The sequence below is a fragment of the Allorhizobium paknamense genome, from assembly GCF_030815125.1.
Classification (GTDB): domain Bacteria; phylum Pseudomonadota; class Alphaproteobacteria; order Rhizobiales; family Rhizobiaceae; genus Allorhizobium; species Allorhizobium paknamense.
Window position 1 is genome coordinate 1 of record NZ_JAUSWH010000019.1, and the last position, 18,240, is coordinate 18,240.

Consider the following 18,240-nt stretch of genomic DNA (forward strand, 5'->3'; position numbering starts at 1 on the left):
GCTGTCATGCGAAAGCTCATCGTCCTCGCAAACGCACTGCTGAAAAAAAACAGGAAATGGGTCCCGAAGATCACTTGATCATAACGGATACTTTAGCTTTTGCTCCGGCTCGTCTTTCTCGGGAACAAGCGATCCCCGGTCTTGTTCTGTCCCTGTCCCATTCGCAAACAGCAAGACAGGAGGAACGACCTTGGATTCGTACCCTACGCCCCCCTTCGATACGCCGAAAGTTCCCATGCCCGGCAAGACCGCCGATATGTCGCCACGCCCCGATCATGGCGAGGAAAGCTATGTCGGTTCCGGCAAGCTCAAGGGCAAGAAAGCCATCATCACCGGCGGCGATAGCGGTATTGGCCGGGCCGTCGCCATTGCTTTCGCGCGCGAGGGCGCCGATGTCGCCATTGCCTATATTTCCGAGGATGAGGATGCGGAGGATACCGGCCGCTGGATCGAAAAGGCCGGGCAGAAAGCCTTGCTGATCAAGGGCGATGTACAGGATGCCGGCCATTGCCGGGAGATTGTGGAGCGCACGGCGCGGGAACTTGGCGGCGTCGATATTCTCGTCAACAATGCCGCCCATCAGGCCACATTCAGCGATATTTCGGAGATTTCCGACGAGGAGTGGGAATTGACCTTCCGCGTCAATATCCATGCGATGTTCTATCTGACCAAGGCCGCCGTGGCCCATATGAAGCCGGGCAGCGCGATCATCAATACGACATCCATCAATGCCGATAGTCCGAGCCCGAAGCTTCTGGCCTATGCCACCACCAAGGGCGCCATCCAGAACTTTACGGCAGGACTGGCGCAGATGCTGGCCGAAAAGGGCATTCGCGCCAATGCCGTTGCACCCGGCCCGATCTGGACGCCGCTCATTCCCTCCACAATGCCGGAGGATTCGGTGAAGAATTTCGGCAAGCAGGTCCCCATGCAGCGCCCCGGTCAGCCGGCGGAACTGGCGACCGCCTATGTCATGCTGGCCGATCCACTGTCCAGCTACACATCCGGGGCTACCATTGCCGTCACCGGCGGCAAGCCGATCATTTGACGGAGAAAACTCATGTCCAAGCCCGATAGACCGCAGAACACCAGTGACGCCGAAACGATCCGCAAAGATGCAGCGGGCCAGTTTGCGAAAGGCGACACCATTCGTGACAATAATGGTGTTGCCAGCGCCAAGCCGCGAGACATCACCCACGCCGACGACGCCACCGCGCACAAGACCCCTCCCGGTCAGAAAAAGCCGAAGAAGGAATGGGATCTGAATTACGATGAGAAAGATATGAATGAGGGGCAGTGGCGGGGTTAGTCCCGCAGAGGGAAAATGCTGCTTCAGACAGGCAAAAGTCAAATCCGTGGCAATCGTCAGGTTCAATCTGAACCTGACGATTGCCTGCTTCAATCCGATCACGCCGCTGCATAAATCCGGTCAAGTGTTTCCGCGACCGTGACGAGATGTTCTGCCTCCGCATCGAAGCGCTGCCCGGTGGCCAGTTGCCGCAGCCAATGGCAAGCGGCTTCTCCGCCCCAATCTTCCGGTGGAGAGGAAAGAAGACTGCGGGCAGTGCCGTGAAAGACGCTGGTTTCGAAGTCATAGAAAGACCCGCCAACATTGGCAAAGCGTGCGCCGCCCCTGTTGCCGTGAAACTCGGCGGAAATGACAGCATCCGTACCGGCATGCAGCCGCCATGAGCAGGCGATGCGAACAACGGCCCCGGTCGCAAGTTCCAGCGTGGCAACCGCATAATCCTCCACCCGGGGATCGTCTGCGCCAATGCGCTCTCCTCCTGCATAGAGTGCGCTGCTGACCTTTATCACCTCCGGAAAATCCAGGATCCACAAGACGGCATCGACGAGATGCACGCCCAGATCCACGACACAGCCGCCACCAGCGCGCGCCTTGTCATAGAACCAGTCCTTGTCCGGCCCGTAGGCATTGTGAAAGGTCAGATCAGCGGCATGGATATGGCCTAATTCGCCCGATCTCACCAGGTCCCGGATCTGCTGCAAACCCTGTGTGTAGCGGTAGGAGAGGTCGACGCCCAGCAGTCTATCCGCCTGCCGGGCGGTTTCCACCACCTGCCGGACTTCATCGGCGGAGCGCCCCAGCGGCTTCTGGCAGAACACCGCCTTGCCGCTGCGAAGGGAGGCAATGGATTGTTCGGCATGCATGGCGCTCGGCGTTGCAATCACCACGCCATCCACATCCGAGGCCAGCAGCATATCCATGGAGGAAGCCGCCTGTGCTGCGGGTGCAAGCGCCATGGCTTGCTCCCGCATGGCCTCTGAAGGCTCCAGCACGATTTGTGCCTCGGCAAGGCCCGTGCCGAGCAGGGCCTGCATGCGGTGGCGGCCAATCCAGCCGGTTCCGAGAAAGCCGAGGGTAAGGGCGGGGGAGGGAAAAGAGGAAGGTTTGAGCATCGTCATCAAAACATCACCAGTGCTTTCAAGAAACCGTCGGGGCGGTCGCGCGTCGCATCCAGCGCCCGGTCGAGTTCCTCCAACGGAAACCTGTGGGTGAAAAGGGGCATGGGATCAATCCGGCCGCTGACGACCGCTTCTACCGCTTCCCGGATACCGTCCCTATAAACGGATGGGTCGCGTTCATGGGCATTGATGACATCGAGACCGCGCCAGTTCCAGAGTTGCATATTCACCTGTCGCGGCCCGTCCTGATGATAGCCGGCAATGACCAGCCGCCCGCGTTCGCGAGTGAGTTCTCCGGCAAGATCAAGCGGCCATTGCTTGCCAACCGCCTCAATGACGACATCGGCAAAACGGCCATCCGTCAAGGCTCGCATTTTTTCGATAATGTCCCAGTGATCGCGCATCTCGATCACGTCCCCGGCACCGCATCGGCGGGCCAGATCGAGGGAAAAAGGCCTGCGGGAAATGGCGATGACCCTGGCCCCGGCATCCACGCAAAGCTGGGTCAACAGCGCTCCCAGAAAGCCGATGCCGATGATGGCAACCGTGTCGCCTGCCTTGATGGCGCTGCGGCGGAAGATGTTCATCGCGCAGCCCAGCGGCTCGCCAGGAAAGGGTTTGCCCGCCAGGGCTTCCGGCAGCGCAACGACGGCGTCGGCAGAGGCAATGTCAAACTCGGCATAGGCCTTATGGGAAAGGGCCGCTACCCGCTCTCCGCGTTTCACACTCGTGACATCGGGGCCGACAGCATCGATCACTCCCCAGCCTTCATGGCCAAGACCGCCCGGCTCGGTCGGAAACTGCATCCAGTCCGGTCCGGCCCAGGGGCCGAGATTGGAGGCGCACACGCCACAGCCTTCCAGCCTGATGCGAACCTCTCCGGCCCCGGGTTCCGGTCGGGCTACGGTTTCCACCCGCATCCGTCCCGCCCCTGTTATCACCGCGCCGCGCATGCTACCGGCAAGGCTTCGTGTCTGATCCATGCATCCTCTCCCTTGTGATGGGTCGTGATGCCCGCCTAACCGGAACTTGCTGCTTTGGTTCCGGAAGAAGATGAAGATGTCATTGATCAAGAAAATGACATTGAAGAACAAGAAGCATGGAACAATCACCAGAGGGTCCGGTTGGGGTGCGCATCAACAACCCTCACTTTCAGGTGATTTTCCGTGTCAGAAACCATTCTCGTTACAGGTGGATCAGGATTTATCGGCCGGCATGTTGCGGCAGAACTCGTGGAAAATGGTTATACTGTTCGCATACTGGATGCCTTGATAGAACAGGTTCATGGCGATGTGCAGGCGGAATTGCCGCCGGGTGTGGACTTTCACCAGGGCGACGTCCGCGATGCTGAGGCCGTTTCCCGGGCCTTGCAGGGCTGTGACGGCGTCGTGCATCTGGCAGCCGAGGTCGGGGTGGGACAATCCATGTACGAGATTGCCCGCTATGTCGGCGGCAATGATCTCGGAACCGCCGTTCTGCTGGAAGCAATGATCGGCAGTTCGGTGAAGAAGATCGTCGTGGCCTCCTCCATGAGCGTTTACGGCGAGGGGCTTTACCAGGGAGATAACGGTGCGCGATTCGAGCGGGTGCGCCGCCGCACCGATGCCGTGAAAACGGGGCAGTGGGACCCGGTGGGTCCGAACGGCGAGATCGTCACGCCCATTGCCACGGATGAGGAAAAACCGGTCGATCTCGCCTCGATCTATGCGCTGACCAAATATGCGCAGGAACGTGCCGTGCTGATCTTCGGCGAGGCCTATGGTGTCACGGCCAGTGCCCTTCGCCTCTTCAATGTTTTTGGCACAGGCCAGGCCCTGGCCAATCCCTATACCGGCGTGCTGGTCAATTTCGCCTCGCGGCTCGCCAATGGCCAGCCACCGATGATCTTCGAGGACGGCCGTCAGAAACGGGATTTCGTGCATGTGCTGGATGTAGCGCGCGCCTTCCGGCTTGCGCTGGAAAAGCCGCGCGTCAGCGGCCATGTCGTCAATGTCGGCAGCGGCAGGGCCTATGCGATTTCCGATGTCGCCACCATGCTGGCCGAGGCCATGGGCGTGCCGGACATTGCTCCCGAGATCATGAACAAGGCCCGCGCGGGCGATATCCGCAACTGCTTTGCCGATATCTCCAAGGCCCGTGAACTCTTGGGTTTTGAGCCGCGCCATCGTCTGGAGGACAGCCTCGGGCCCTTTGCAGCCTGGGTGCGCGAAGTGGGCGCGATAGACCGCGGGGCGGAAATGCGCCGGCAGCTTGAGGAAAGGGGGCTTGTATCATGACCAGTCCGACCCCGCCCACCAGCAGGGACCGCGCCTTTGGCTTTGTCGAATGGTTTCGTCCAGGCGAATATGAGCGCACCGAAAGGGTGCTGAAAGATATTCTCGGCACGGGCGCAGGCTATCTGCGAACCCATCTCTCCTGGGCTGAATACCTGGCGCCGGGAGGGGAGGAGTGGTTTGACTGGATGATCCCCAAGGTCGCCAGTCAGATCGAACTTCTGCCCTGCATTCATTATACCCCGCCGTCGCTCTCCCGCACGGGCCGTTCTTCCGGTGCACCGATGGTGCTCAAGGATTATGCCGATTTCGTCGACCACATGCTGACGCGTTACGGTGAGCACTTCACCCATGTGGAACTGTGGAACGAGCCGAACAATCTGCTGGACTGGGACTGGCGGGAAGATCCGGATTTCGATCTCTTCTGTGAAATGGTGGGCGGGGCTGCCTACTGGACCCGGCATCGCGGCTTCAAGCCGGTGCTGGGCGGGCCATGCCCCTTCGATCCCTACTGGTTGAACCTGATGGGCGAGCGCGGGGTGCTGTCGGTGGTGGACGCCGTCGGCTTCCATGGCTTTCCCGGCACCTGGGACAGTGAGGCGGGAAGCTGGGGTGGCTGGGATCTGCATCTTGGGGAAATGCGCCAGATCATCGATCGCTATAACCGCGACGCGGAGATCTGGATTACCGAAACCGGCTATTCCACCTGGCGCAATGACGAGCTGGAACAGGTGCGCCGCTTCGTCAGCGCTGTCGAACAGCCTGTCGCGCGCACCTACTGGTACAGCTATCAGGATATTGCCCCGGATGTGCCGGTACAGGAGGGGCTGTGGTTCGATCCGCGCCACTACCACCTGGGCATTGCCGATCATGCTGGTCATCCGAAGCTTCTGGCCCGGCTATTGACGGAGGGAGGGCTTCCCCGGGTGAAGGACGTGGCGCAACTGTCGAGCCCCGCGATCGCCCGAGCAGCCGAGCCGGTGGTGATCACGGGGGGATGCGGTTTCATCGGCAGCAATCTCGCGGAAAGCTTTCTCGGGCAAGGCCGGGATGTCATCCTGGTCGATAATCTGAGCCGCCCCGGCGTCGACCAGAACCTTGCCTGGTTGCAGGAGCGGCACGGCACCCGGGTTCACCCGGCGCTTGTCGATATCCGGGACCTGCCGGGATTGGAGCCGGTGCTGGCGGATGCGGGCGCGGTTTTCCATCTCGCCGCGCAAACGGCGGTCACGACCAGTCTGGACCAGCCGCTCAACGATTTCGAGGTCAATGCCCGGGGCACGATCAACCTGCTGGAAGCGGTGCGCAAAGCGGGACGAAAAGCGCCCGTGATCTTTTCCAGCACCAACAAGGTCTATGGTGCCTTGACCGATCTTGCCATGGTCGAGACGGAGGATCGGTATAGTCCCGCCGAGGCCGGCATCCGCGCCCACGGGGTTTCTGAGCAGCGTCCGCTGGATTTCTGCACGCCCTATGGCTGCTCCAAGGGCGTGGCCGATCAATATGTGCTGGATTATGCCAAATCCTTTGCCATTCCTTCTGCTGTTCTGCGCATGAGCTGCATTTACGGTCCCCGCCAGTTCGGCACGGAGGATCAGGGCTGGGTGGCGCATTTCCTGATCAGGGCGCTGGCTGGGGAGGAAATCTCCCTCTATGGCGATGGCAAACAGGTGCGCGATATTCTGTTTATCGATGATGCCGTCAATGCCTATCGCGCCGTGCACCGCGATATTGGCAGGGTCTCTGGCCGGGCCTTCAATCTGGGCGGCGGGGCTAAGAATGCCGTCAGCCTCAAGAGCCTGATCCGCGAGATGGATCAGGTGACCGGCCAACGCGCGGTGGTCCGTCATGGACCCTGGCGCGCTGGCGACCAACTCTATTTCGTTGCCGATACCCGGCTATTGCAGGAGACCACAGGCTGGCGCGCCGAAGTCGGCTGGCGCGATGGCGTACGGCGGCTGCATGACTGGCTGGTGGAGCATCGCTTTCCCCATCTCCACCGTTCAGCCGCCGCCGCATCGCCCCGGCGGAGGGTCGCGGTATGAACCCGCCATTTATGCCCCGACGCATCCTGATGACGGTGGATGCGGTCGGCGGGGTCTGGCGATATGCCATGGACCTTGCCGGAGAACTGGCGCAATCCGGCATTGAGATCGTCTTTGCCGGCTTTGGACCTTCGCCCAAAACCCATCAGATCGCCGAGGCGGCGGAAATTGGGGAGTTGCTGTGGCTTGGCCAGCCGCTGGACTGGATGGCGAAAGGACCGGAGGATCTGAAGGCGGTGCCGGGTCTGCTGTCTGCCATCGCCGCCGAATATGAGGTCGATCTTCTGCATCTCAATCTGCCCTCCCAGGCGGATGGGCTTCAAACCTCACGGCCTGTGGTGGTGGTGTCCCATTCCTGCGTCTCCACCTGGTTCAAGGCCGTGCGTGGAGGAGAGCCGCCGGCAGATTGGCTCTGGCACTGGGGCGCCAACCGGCGCGGACTGGACAGGGCGGATCGGGTGATTGCGCCCAGCCGAAGCCACGCGGCTGCGCTGCTGGAATGCTATGGTCCGCTTCCCCATCTGAGTGTCGTGCATAATGCCAGCAAAGCCGTGACCGATCCGGGGCAAAAGCAGGAGATGGTGTTTGCCGCCGGGCGCTGGTGGGATGAGGGCAAGAATGGCCGCCTGCTGGATGAGGCGGCCCGCCTGACCGAAACACCGGTGCTGATGGCGGGAGCCACCATAGGCCCGAACGGTGAGCGGCTGGAACTGCGCTTTGCCCGCGGCCTCGGCGCCATGCCCTATGCCGCCATGCTCTCCGTTTTGTCCGATGCCGCGATCTTTGCGTCGCCGTCGCTTTTCGAGCCGTTCGGCCTGAGCGTGCTGGAGGCGGCGCTTTCAGGCTCGGCGCTGGTTCTCTCCGATATTCCGACCTACCGGGAATTATGGGATGGGGCTGCCCTTTTTGCCTCGCCCTACGATGCCGAAAGCTTTGCCGCCGCCATTCGCCTTCTGGCGCGCGATCACGGGCGGCGCGAGGCGCTGGCTACGGAGGCCCTTCGCCGGGCATGGCAATTTTCCCTCGACCGCCAGGCGGCAGAGATGATGGCGCTTTATGCCGAAACCATTCCCGCTGCCCGCCTGTCCCAGATGCGGTTGTCTTCCGTGAGGTCCTGATGAAGTTTCTGTTTTATACCCATTCCCTGATGTCCGACTGGAACCACGGCAATGCGCATTTCCTGCGCGGCATCATGAAGAACCTGCAGGCCCGGGGCCATACGGCATTGGCCCTGGAGCCCAAGGTGTCCTGGAGCCGGGAAAACCTGCTGGCCGATGCGGGGCCGGGAGCGATCACAGCCTTCCATGCGGATTTTCCCGATCTTCGCACCGAGGTCTATGACGTGGATTTCGATCACGAAGAGGCAGTCGGCGAAGCCGATGTGGTGATTGTCCATGAGTGGACGGAACCTCAACTGATTGCCCGTCTTGGCCGCGCCCGCCGGACGGGAAATTTCACGCTTCTCTTCCATGATACCCATCACCGCGCTGTCTCCGCCGGGGAAGATATCGCCGCCATGGACCTTCGCGATTATGACGGGGTGCTCGCCTTTGGCGAGACGCTCCGGCAGCGATATCTGAAGGCGGGCTGGGGCCGCAACGTCTTCACCTGGCATGAGGCGGCAGATGAGACGCTGTTTCATCCGCATCCCGACAGGACGCCGGAGCGGGATCTGGTCTGGATCGGCAATTGGGGAGATGACGAGCGTTCGCGGGAGCTCATGGAATTCCTGATCGAGCCCGTGGCCCATCTCAAGCTTTCTGCCCGCGTGCATGGTGTGCGCTATCCGGATGACGCGCTGGCAGCGCTGAGCAGAGCCGGGATCGACTATCGCGGCTGGATTGCCAATGCCGCCGTGCCCGAGGTGTTTGCCGCCCATCGGTTCACCATTCATGTGCCACGCCGGCCCTATGTGGAGCATCTGCCCGGGATCCCGACCATCCGGGTTTTCGAGGCGCTGGCCTGCGGCATTCCGCTGATTTCCGCCCCTTGGGAGTATAGCGAGCAGCTTTTCACCCCCGGTCGTGATTTCCTTTTCGCCAGCGATGGCAAGGAGATGCAGGCGTTGATGCAGCAATTGCTGGCCGATGACGCCATGCGCCGGGAGCTTTCCGAACATGGGCTGCGGACGATCCGTGAGCGTCACACCTGTGCGCATCGGGTGGAGCAATTGCTGGATATTCTGGCCGTGAGCGGCACCAAACGGGTACGGGATCAGATTTTGCCGAAGGAGGCTGCGGAATGAAGATCGCCTTTTATGGATCAAGCCTCCTGTCCTGCTATTGGAACGGCGCAGCCACCTACTATCGGGGGCTGATCCGGGCCCTTGCAGCGCTCGGCCACGAGGTCACCTTCTTCGAACCCGATGTCTTCGACCGGCAGAAAAACCGCGATATCGAAGAGCCGGACTGGTGCCGCGTGGTTGTCTACCAGCCGAACGCCGGGGATTTGCGCCGCGTCACCTCGGAGGCGGCCCATGCCGATATCGTCGTCAAGGCGAGCGGTGTCGGTTTTGAAGATGATCAGCTGGTCGAGCAACTGCTTGCCTCTGCCAGCCCCGATGCGCTCAAGATTTTCTGGGACGTGGATGCCCCCGCGACATTGGCGGATATGGCGCTGTCGGATACCCATCCGCTGCGGCGCGCGCTTCCGCGCTTCGATATGGTGTTGACCTATGGCGGCGGTGATCCGGTTGTGACGGCCTACCGTGCCCTCGGTGCCCGCCAATGCGTGCCGATCTATAACGCTCTTGATCCCGAGACGCATCACCCCGCGCCGCCGCAGGCGCAATTCGATGCCGATCTCGGCTTTCTCGGCAACCGGCTGCCGGATCGCGAAGCGCGTGTGGAGACGTTTTTCCTGGCGCCTGCCGCAGCTCTGCCGGGGCAGCGCTTTCTGTTGGGCGGGTCTGGCTGGGCGGACAAGCCCATGACGCCGAATATCCATTATCTCGGCCATGTCTCGACCCGGGATCACAATGCCTTCAACTGCACACCGAAGGCCGTCCTGAATATTTCCCGGGCGGATATGGCGAAAACCGGCTTTTCTCCCGCCACCCGCGTTTTCGAGGCCGCAGGGGCAGGCGCCTGCCTGATCACCGACCATTGGGAGGGGATCGATCTCTTCCTCAAACCGGGTGAAGAGGTGCTGGTGGCGCGGGACGGACAGGATGTGGTGGATCTTCTCGCAGACCTTAGCCGCGAAAAGGCAAGCGAGATCGGCAAGCGAGCGCTGAAACGTGTGCTGGCCGATCACACCTATGACAATCGCGCGCGGCTGGCCGATCAGTTGTTTCGCGATTGGCGCGAGGGGACAGGGCCGGGACTCGGCTCCCGGATGGAGGCGGTGGCATGACGAAACCGCTGAACATTGTCTTCATCGGCCTGACGCTTTCTTCTTCCTGGGGTAATGGCCATGCCACCACATTTCGCTCCCTGCTGCGGGGCCTGAATGCCTCGCATCATTCCTGCCTTTTCCTGGAACGGGACATGCCCTGGTATGCCAATGCCCGCGACATGCCGCATCCGGATTTCTGCCGGCTGGCCTATTATGACAGGCCTGAACAGCTTGCCGGGGAATTTGCGGCCGAGATCCGCGCGGCGGACGCCGTCGTCATTGGCTCCTATGTGCCGGACGGCGTGGCGGTGATCGACCTCGTTCACGCGCTTTCTCCCCGCTGCCTCTGCTTTTATGACATCGATACGCCGGTGACGCTGGCCAAGATCGAGCGGGGGGATGAGGAGTATATTGCGCGGCGGCAATTTCCGCTGTTCGACGTCTACTTTTCCTTTTCCGGCGGCACGGTGCTCACGCTTCTGGAAGAGCGATATGGCGTGCGGACGGCAAGGGCGCTCTACTGCTCCGTCGATCCCGACCGCTATTTTCCCACTGGCGAGGCCTTCGAATGGGATCTCGGCTATCTCGGAACCTACAGTTCCGACCGGCAGCCGGTTCTGGAGCGGCTGTTGATCGAACCGGCGCGGCGCTTGCCGCATCGCCGCTTCGTCGTGGCGGGACCGTCCTACCCGGATAGCATAGACTGGCCCGCCAATGTTGTCCGGATCGAGCATCTGCCGCCGGAACAGCATCGCTCCTTCTATAGCCGTCAGCGCTTTACCCTGAATGTCACGCGCGCCGACATGGTGGCACTTGGCTGGTCGCCGAGCGTGCGCCTTTTCGAGGCGGCGGCCTGTCATGCGCCCATTATCAGCGATGCCTGGGAGGGCCTGGACAGCCTGCTGCCGGAGGGCGACGCACTGGTCATCGCTCGCCGTCCGGAAGATGTGGTGACGGTGCTGGAGACCCTGCCGGAAGCCAGCCGTCAAAGCCAGGCCGAGCGTGCCGCCAAGATCGTGCTGGCCAGCCATACCGGAGAGGCCCGGGGCCGCGAACTGGTCCAGGCACTCAGCGCGGCGCGCCTTCCACATGCCAAACGGGCGCTCTCTGCCTGACAGAGGTGGGAAGAGCCGTCCGCAGACGTTTCATCGAGAGGAGACAGACATGCTGCAAAAGAACGATCGCCGACAGGGCAAGACGGTTCTGGTGGCGGGAGGAGCCGGTTTTCTGGGGTCGCATCTCAGCGATATGTTGCTATCCCATGGGCACCGGGTCATTTCGGTCGACAATTTTCTGACCGGTTCCCTGGAGAACGTAGCGCCACTGCGCAACCACCCCGCTTTCAGGCTGATCGAGCACGATATCTGCGAGCCGCTGACCGTGCCGGAAAATGTGGATCAGATTTATAATCTTGCCTGTGCCGCATCCCCTCCCAATTACCAGGCTGATCCCATTCATACCATGATGACCAGCGTGCGCGGCACAGGCCATCTGCTGCAATTGGCCGAGGAGAAGGGCGCAAGCCTGCTTCAGGCTTCGACCAGCGAGGTTTACGGCGATCCGGAACAGCATCCGCAGCGCGAGGACTATTGGGGCCACGTCAACTGCACCGGCCCGCGCGCCTGCTATGACGAAGGCAAGCGGGCGGCGGAAGCGCTGTGCTTCGATTATCTGCGGCTGGGGCGGGCGGATGTGCGCATTGCCCGCATCTTCAACACCTATGGCCCGCGCATGCAGCCGGATGATGGCCGCATCGTTTCCAATCTGATTGTGCAGGCTTTGCAGGGCCGCGAACTGACGGTCTATGGTACGGGCGAGCAGACGCGTTCCTTCTGCTATGTTTCCGATCTCATTCGCGGGCTGGCGGCGTTGATGAATGTGGAGGAAAATCCTTGCGTGCCCGTCAATCTCGGCAATCCTCAGGAATTCACGATTGCCGAACTTGCCGAACGGGTCCGGGCGGAACTTCCCGGCAGCGGGGAGATCGTCTATCGCCCCTTGCCGAAGGATGATCCCCGCCGCCGCCGCCCCGACATTTCCCGAGCCCGTGAGCTTTTGAACTGGGCGCCGGAGGTGAGTCTTGCCGAGGGGTTGCGGCTGACCATAGACTGGTTTGAGAAAACCCTTCCTGCACCTTCACCCGTGCTTAAACCCCGGCTTTCGGTGGTGGGAGGCGTTCAGCCCGCGTTCGAAGTGGGAGCACGATAATGGATGCCCGCAAGGCTGAAAAGCGCAGCCTGGAGCAGCGCATCGCGGAGCTTGGGCCCTGGTTTCACAATCTGCGCATCCAGGGCCTGCAAACCGCGCCGGACCATTTTCTGGGCGATTATCCAGCCTTCAAGTGGAAGGGCTTTCAGCATGTCGTGCCGCAGGATCTGACGGGTAAGACGGTGCTGGACATTGGCTGCAATGCCGGTTTCTACGCCATGGAAATGAAGCGGCGCGGTGCAGAGCATGTGGTGGGGATTGATTCCGATCCCCATTATCTGGCCCAGGCGCGCTTTGCCGCCCGCGAGGAGGGGCTGGAAATCGAGTTTCGGGAACTCGGCGTGTATGACGTGGCGCAACTTGGACAGCGCTTCGATCTCGTGCTGTTCATGGGCGTGTTCTACCACCTGCGCCACCCGCTGCTGGCACTGGATCTGATCCGTGAGCATGTCGCGGACGACCTCCTGCTGTTCCAGTCCATGCAGCGGGGCTCACGCGATCTAGCGAAACTTGAGGAGGATTACCCCTTTAGCGAATGGGAAATCTTCAATCGTGCAGACATGCCGCAACTGTTTTTCATCGAGCATCGCTATGCGGGCGATCCAACCAACTGGTTCATTCCGAACCGGGCGGCGGTGGAAGCGCTGTTGCGCAGCGCGGGCTTTGCCATCGAGGCTCAGCCCGAGCCGGAGGTTTATCTCTGCCGATGCCGGTAATCACTGTTGCATCGAATGGGGCGGGAAGCTTTTTCCCGCATCCCCGTTGCCATTGTTACCATTATAATTGCCGAAGAGGACGAGGCCGCCCAATAAAAGCAGCACCAGCACGATCAGGCCTATCCATATGGATCGGGTCATGGCTTTTCTCCTCGGGGCTTATGGATTGAGCACGACCTTGATGCAGCCATCCTTCTTGTCGCGGAATGTCTTGTAGAAGTCCGGTCCGTCCTCCAGACGCCCCTTGTGGGTGATGACGAAGGAGGGATCGAACTCGCCCTTTTCGATACGCTCCAGCAGGCGCGGCATGTAGCGTTGCACCGGAGTCTGGGCCATATGGAAGGTCAGGCCGCGATTGATGGCCGAGCCCATGGGGATCTTGTCGAGAAAGCCGCCGTAAACCCCGACCACGGAAACAGTGCCGAAATTACGGCAGCAATGAATGGCCTGCCGCAGAACATGCGGCCGGTCCGTGCCCATGAAGGTCGCGACCTTCAGCCGGTCGATCCGCGCATAGAAGCTGGAAGCGGAATCGGCCTCGGTGCCAACGGCGTCGATACAGGCGTCAGCGCCGCGCCCATGCGTCAGTTCCATGATGCGGTCGTAGATATCCTCCTCCAGAAAATCGAGGGTGAGCGCGCCGCCTGCGCGGGCCAGCGCCAGCCGTTCCGGCACGGTATCGATGGCAATCACCCGCTCTGCGCCCAAAAGAAAGGCCGAACGGATCGCCATCTGGCCCACAGGTCCGCAGCCCCAGATGGCAATGGTATCGCCCGGCTGAATGTTGCAGAATTCCGCCGCCATATAGCCGGTGGGGAAAATGTCGGAGAGGAACAGTGCCTGATCGTCGGTGAGATTGGAGGGGACCTTGATCGGCCCGACATCGGCATAGGGCACGCGCAGATATTCGGCCTGTCCGCCCGCATAACCGCCCAGCATATGCGAATAGCCATGCAGCCCGGCGGGCGAATTTCCCCACATTTTCACCGCCTGTTCGCGGTTCCGGTTCGAGCGCTCGCAGCCGCTGTAGAACCCGCGCTGGCAGAAGAAGCATTCGCCGCAGGCTATGGAAAAGGGAACGACAACCCGATCGCCCGGCTTGAGGGTCTTGCAATCTCGCCCCACCTCCACGACTTCGCCCATTGTCTCATGGCCAACGATATCGCCATGCTGCATGGAAGGGATCATGCCATCGAAAATATGCAGGTCGGAACCGCAAATAGCGCAGGACGTGACCTTGATGATGGCGTCGCGGCTGTCTTCGAGGACGGGATCGGGCACACTTTCGCAGCGAATGTCGCTCTTGCCATGCCATGCTAATGCTTTCACGGGGTTTTCCTCCTGAACACGTCCCGGAAAGGTGCTTTCCGCCTGGGCGTGTATGAAACGAGGCCTCAGAACGCAGTGATCGCGGCTCGTCTGCCGCGATGCGCCTGAAGCGGGATCGGTTTGGGAGGAGGTGCCCTGTCGTGTCGGCCTGCTGCTCCCGGTTGTCTAACCGGGAGGTCCGTGCTGTGTTCCCTTGATGAGCGGCAGGGGTCAGCGCCCCGTCATGCCTCGCGAGGCCAGTTCCTCGATCCCCGCTTCTGCTTCGATCTCTCCGCCGCTTCCGGCCAGCCATACGCCGATGCCGAAGGCGAGCGCTGCGATGAAAAGCAGGTAGTAGGCGTGGGCCATGGGATTGACCGCCAGCAGTGTGCTGACCGCGACCGGCGTCAACCCGCCGAAGATGGCGTAGGAAACATTATAGGAGAAGGAGAGGCCGCTGAAGCGGACCCGGGCCGGAAAGGCCCGGACCATGACATAGGGAACGGCGCCGACAATGCCGACCGAAAGCCCCATGATGGCATAGAGCCCGAACAGCACTGGCAGCGAGACCGCCGCAAAGCTGTAAAAGGCGAAGGTGGCTGCGGCGAAGAACAGGCTGCCGCCTATGAAGAGTTTGGCCGACCCGATCTTGTCCACCAGCGCGCCTGCGGCTGTGGTGCCGATGATCAGGAAGAAGGTGCCGAAGCTGGTCGCGGCCAGCGATTGCTGGGCGCTGTAGCCGTAGAGCTTTTGCAGAAGCGTTGCCGTCATCAGCGTGGTGACGACGATACCGGCGGACAGCACCCAGGTCAGCAGCATCGACATGATGATGGCGCGCGGATGATCGCGCAGCACCGTTTTCAGCGGCAATTCGGGCGCAAGGCTGCGGCTTTCGCGCATTTCCTGGAAGATTGGCGTTTCGCTCAGCCAACGGCGCAGATAGACGGCGACCAGCCCGAAAATGCCGCCCAGGAAGAAGGGAATGCGCCAGGCATAAGCGGCAACATCGGCAGGCGAAAAGACGGTGTTGATGATGGTGGCGATGAAGGAGCCGAGCAGGATGCCGAGCGTCAGGCCGGAGCACAGGAAACCGCAGGCCAGTCCGACGCGGCGGAAGGGCACATGTTCGGAAACGAAGGTCCAGGCGCCCGGTACTTCCCCGCCGATGGCGGCGCCCTGCAGCAGGCGCATGACGATCAGCAGCACTGGAGCGGCAACGCCGATCGAAGCATAGGTCGGCATGGCGGCCATGCCGAGCGTCGAAAGCGCCATCAGCAGAATGGAGAAGGCAAAGACCCGCTTACGGCCAAAAATATCGCCAAAATGCGCCAGCACGATGCCGCCGATGGGCCGCACCAGATAGCCCGCGGCAAAAATGCCGAAGGTCTGGATCGTGACCAGCCAGTCCGGCATGTCCGGCGGAAAGAAAAGCTTGCCGATCACGCCTGCAAAGAAGACGAAAATGATGAAGTCATAAAACTCCAGCGCCCCGCCAAGGGCCGAAAGGCCAAGCGTGCGAAAATCTGCGGAGGTGAGGCGTCGCGGAGCGGCGGAAGCATGGGTGGGGGACATGGGTCTACCTGTTGCAAGTCCGGCCTGTTTCAAATCCGGCTTTTTCGTGACCCATACTGCATATTACCGGAAAACCAAACGAAAATCGCTTGTTCAGGAGAAGGTTGGCGAGCGTTCTGTATGATCGGCTGAACCAAAGGAGGGGCGGGTTTCCGGCCCAAACTCTATGATGTAAAAAAGGGCGGGCGGCGTGCCATCGTCACCGCGCCGCCCGCCTGGGGATCATTCCGCCGTGCGGGGCGAAACGATCGAAACTGGTACCTTGCCTTACAGGCCCGTGGCTCTCGCTGTTGTGCCTCGACCAGGCGACAACTCCTCGAGCGTGCAGGATGTAATGCGTGTGAGGCTTTCATGAAGCACAAGCAGGTGGCTTCGCATCGCCTCGCCCGCGCCCATGGCGTCGCGGTTGGCGATGGCATCAATGATCGAAAGATGTTGCTGGTGTGCCATTTCCAGGGAGTGAAAGGCATAGCGCGCCTGTTCGCGCATGGTGCGCCAGGCCTCTTCCTGTCTCACCTGATTGACGAGGTCGAAAAGCGTCAGGAAAAGCCGGTTTCCTGCGCATTGGGCTATGCGACGGTGCAACGCCCCGTCCCATAATTCCTGGGCGTCGGCATCGTCGCTTTCGGTGATTTTCTGCGCCAGCTGATACATGGCCTCGACGCTTTCAGGCGTTGCCCGCATCGCGGCAAGCTGCGCCAGTTGCGGCTCAAGCCGCAGCCGCACTTCCATGACCTCCAGCGGGTCGCAGCCGGAAAGCGTCAATCCGGCCGTAGCCAGTGCCTGTACTGGCCTTGCCCCGGCAAAGGTGCCGGAGCCTTGCCTGCGCCAGACGAGGCCCTCGGCCTCCAGCACTTCCAGCGCACGGCGAATGGCGCGGCGGCTCACGCCCAGCATATCCGCCAGGTTTCTTTCTGTCGGTAATTTCGACCCAGCCTCGGGGGTCTCGCGGGCGAAAAGCTCACGAAGCCTGTCCAGTGCCAGATTGGAATTCTCGAAATTCGGCATGCTTTGGTGCGAACCAATTGCTATTGGTTCAAGTAGGCGATACCGGAGCGCCAAAGTCAAGATCAAATGACAATGATGCCCCGGTCCAGGCAAGCAGTTTTACATTTATTTACCCGTGGCGGCGTTGATCTTGTCGGTATCGGCAACCAGAGCTTTGTAGGTCTCATCCAGCGAAAGCTCGCCAACGATGAGCTGGCTCATGCGCTGCACGATCTGCTGGTAAAGGGCTGAAGATCCTTTTTTCTGTTCCAGGACACGGGCAGCGGGCGGCGCGTTCTTCTCATTGGCCAGGAAGACCGCCATGGCTGCCTTGGCATTCTGGTCCGAAAGCTTGTAGTGCGGATTGTCGATGTTTGCCCCGGTGAGAATGACGAAATTCTCGGCGATTTCGCGCTGCACTTTTTCAGAGCCCAAAAACTCGATGAACTGGCCCACCACCTCCGGATATTTGGTGCGCTTGAAGCCGACAATGGCGGTCTGGCCGGGCATGGCGAAGCAGCCGGCATCGCCGCAGGGGGCGTTGAGCGCCGTCCATTCGAAGGCATCGCCAATCTTCTTCTGGAAGGGGTTCACCATCCAGTTGCCGGCCAGATAGGTGACGACATTGCCGTTCACGAATTCATCGCCCATGTTCTTGTACTGAGAGCCGCCGGCAGCACCCCACATTTCCTTGGGGAAGGAACCGTTCTGCGTCCAGCTGTAAAGGTCGGCAATGTATTTTTTGGCGGGCTCGTCGGGGAAGACGAATTTGTCGTTCACCACATAATTCGAACCGTAGGAAAAAGCGCCGCCGGAAAAGCGATGACCGGAGCGGTCCATGGTGAAGGGGATCTGCACGCCGGTCTTCTTGGCGACGCGGGCCGAGACCTCCACGATCTCCTTCAGCGTCGCCGTTGGGCCGGGCAGTGGCTCGCCCGCCTGCTCGAACAGCGTCTTGTTCACGAAAGGCAGGTTGAAGGTCTGCGAGGCCACATAGCCATTGATCGATTTCGGATCGTTGATGCCGGGCATGCGCAAGAGGTTGAGGCTGTCACCATGCAGTTTCTCATAGGCGGCGGCATCCTTCATATAGGGCCGCATGTCGAGATAATAGGGCGCAAGCTGCCAGTCGGTGATCTTTGCGACATCCGGCCCTTCTCCCACCGCAAGCTGCACCGGCAATTGCTTGGAAACCGCATCATAGCCAGAGGAGACGAAATTCACCTTCACATCCGGATGGCTCTTTTCGAATTCCTTGCTCAGCGCTGCCATCCGCTCGACATAGGCCTGGTCGTCGTCGGTGAAAAGGAAGGTGATCGTCTTGGTCTCGGCCTGGGCCGTGACGGTGGACGCGTAAAGCGCCATCAG

Annotated in this window: 17 protein-coding genes; 10 read left to right on the plus strand and 7 right to left on the minus strand. The window is 61.0% G+C overall.

Annotation, left to right across the window (positions count from 1 at the left end):
• Window positions 1-190 precede the first annotated feature (190 nt).
• Window positions 191-1,048 carry an SDR family oxidoreductase gene (locus QO005_RS20860; protein ID WP_307159944.1) on the plus strand — a complete coding sequence of 286 codons (858 nt, stop codon included), beginning with the start codon at window positions 191-193 and terminating at the stop codon, window positions 1,046-1,048.
• Between the two features lie 12 nt (window positions 1,049-1,060).
• On the plus strand, window positions 1,061-1,309 hold the full coding sequence (locus tag QO005_RS20865) for a hypothetical protein (RefSeq protein WP_307159945.1): 249 nt from the start codon (window positions 1,061-1,063) through the stop codon (window positions 1,307-1,309).
• Between the two features lie 98 nt (window positions 1,310-1,407).
• On the opposite strand, the gene QO005_RS20870 is transcribed toward QO005_RS20865, so the two are convergent.
• Together QO005_RS20870 and QO005_RS20875 are read right to left on the minus strand one after the other, a co-directional pair.
• A complete protein-coding gene (locus tag QO005_RS20870; RefSeq protein WP_307159946.1) occupies window positions 1,408-2,427 on the minus strand; it encodes a Gfo/Idh/MocA family protein in 1,020 nt (339 codons plus the stop codon).
• Entirely contained in the window at window positions 2,427-3,410 is a 984-nt protein-coding gene (locus QO005_RS20875; protein ID WP_307159947.1) for an MDR/zinc-dependent alcohol dehydrogenase-like family protein, read from the minus strand. The genes QO005_RS20870 and QO005_RS20875 overlap by 1 nt, the downstream gene beginning before the upstream one ends.
• Window positions 3,411-3,593: 183 nt before the next feature.
• Between QO005_RS20875 and QO005_RS20880 the strand changes: the two genes are divergently transcribed.
• Genes QO005_RS20880 through QO005_RS20915 form a run of 8 tightly spaced genes read left to right on the plus strand, consistent with a single transcriptional unit; the run spans window position 3,594 to window position 13,005 of the window.
• Window positions 3,594-4,703 (plus strand): NAD-dependent epimerase/dehydratase family protein, encoded by a 1,110-nt coding sequence (locus QO005_RS20880; RefSeq protein ID WP_307159948.1) that lies wholly within the window; start codon window positions 3,594-3,596, stop codon window positions 4,701-4,703.
• Window positions 4,700-6,745 carry an NAD-dependent epimerase/dehydratase family protein gene (locus tag QO005_RS20885; RefSeq protein ID WP_307159949.1) on the plus strand — a complete coding sequence of 682 codons (2,046 nt, stop codon included), beginning with the start codon at window positions 4,700-4,702 and terminating at the stop codon, window positions 6,743-6,745. Before QO005_RS20880 ends, QO005_RS20885 begins: the two co-directional genes overlap by 4 nt.
• Window positions 6,742-7,863, plus strand: coding sequence for a glycosyltransferase family 4 protein (locus QO005_RS20890; protein WP_307159950.1), 1,122 nt, complete (start codon window positions 6,742-6,744; stop codon window positions 7,861-7,863). Before QO005_RS20885 ends, QO005_RS20890 begins: the two co-directional genes overlap by 4 nt.
• On the plus strand, window positions 7,863-8,990 hold the full coding sequence (locus tag QO005_RS20895) for a CgeB family protein (protein WP_307159951.1): 1,128 nt from the start codon (window positions 7,863-7,865) through the stop codon (window positions 8,988-8,990). Before QO005_RS20890 ends, QO005_RS20895 begins: the two co-directional genes overlap by 1 nt.
• Entirely contained in the window at window positions 8,987-10,099 is a 1,113-nt protein-coding gene (locus QO005_RS20900) for a CgeB family protein (protein WP_307159952.1), read from the plus strand. Before QO005_RS20895 ends, QO005_RS20900 begins: the two co-directional genes overlap by 4 nt.
• Window positions 10,096-11,196, plus strand: coding sequence for a CgeB family protein (locus QO005_RS20905; protein WP_307159953.1), 1,101 nt, complete (start codon window positions 10,096-10,098; stop codon window positions 11,194-11,196). The genes QO005_RS20900 and QO005_RS20905 overlap by 4 nt, the downstream gene beginning before the upstream one ends.
• A 49-nt stretch (window positions 11,197-11,245) precedes the next feature.
• Window positions 11,246-12,289 (plus strand): UDP-glucuronic acid decarboxylase family protein, encoded by a 1,044-nt coding sequence (locus QO005_RS20910; protein WP_307159954.1) that lies wholly within the window; start codon window positions 11,246-11,248, stop codon window positions 12,287-12,289.
• A complete protein-coding gene (locus QO005_RS20915) occupies window positions 12,289-13,005 on the plus strand; it encodes a TIGR04290 family methyltransferase (RefSeq protein WP_307159955.1) in 717 nt (238 codons plus the stop codon). Before QO005_RS20910 ends, QO005_RS20915 begins: the two co-directional genes overlap by 1 nt.
• Here QO005_RS20915 and QO005_RS20920 read toward each other — a convergent pair whose 3' ends face one another.
• The 5 genes from QO005_RS20920 to QO005_RS20940 form a co-directional block, all read right to left on the minus strand.
• Complete coding sequence (locus tag QO005_RS20920) at window positions 13,006-13,146, minus strand: hypothetical protein (RefSeq protein WP_307159956.1); 141 nt, start codon at window positions 13,144-13,146, stop codon at window positions 13,006-13,008. It lies immediately after the preceding gene.
• Between the two features lie 18 nt (window positions 13,147-13,164).
• The gene (locus QO005_RS20925) at window positions 13,165-14,334 is read right to left on the minus strand and encodes a zinc-dependent alcohol dehydrogenase (RefSeq protein ID WP_307159957.1); all 1,170 of its coding nucleotides are present in this window, start codon (window positions 14,332-14,334) and stop codon (window positions 13,165-13,167) included.
• 210 nt (window positions 14,335-14,544) lie between these two features.
• Window positions 14,545-15,885 (minus strand): MFS transporter, encoded by a 1,341-nt coding sequence (locus QO005_RS20930; RefSeq protein WP_307159958.1) that lies wholly within the window; start codon window positions 15,883-15,885, stop codon window positions 14,545-14,547.
• Window positions 15,886-16,152: 267 nt separating this feature from the next.
• Window positions 16,153-16,893 (minus strand): FadR/GntR family transcriptional regulator, encoded by a 741-nt coding sequence (locus tag QO005_RS20935; protein WP_307159959.1) that lies wholly within the window; start codon window positions 16,891-16,893, stop codon window positions 16,153-16,155.
• Window positions 16,894-16,998: 105 nt separating this feature from the next.
• On the minus strand, window positions 16,999-18,237 hold the full coding sequence (locus QO005_RS20940; protein ID WP_307160019.1) for an ABC transporter substrate-binding protein: 1,239 nt from the start codon (window positions 18,235-18,237) through the stop codon (window positions 16,999-17,001).
• Window positions 18,238-18,240 lie beyond the last annotated feature (3 nt).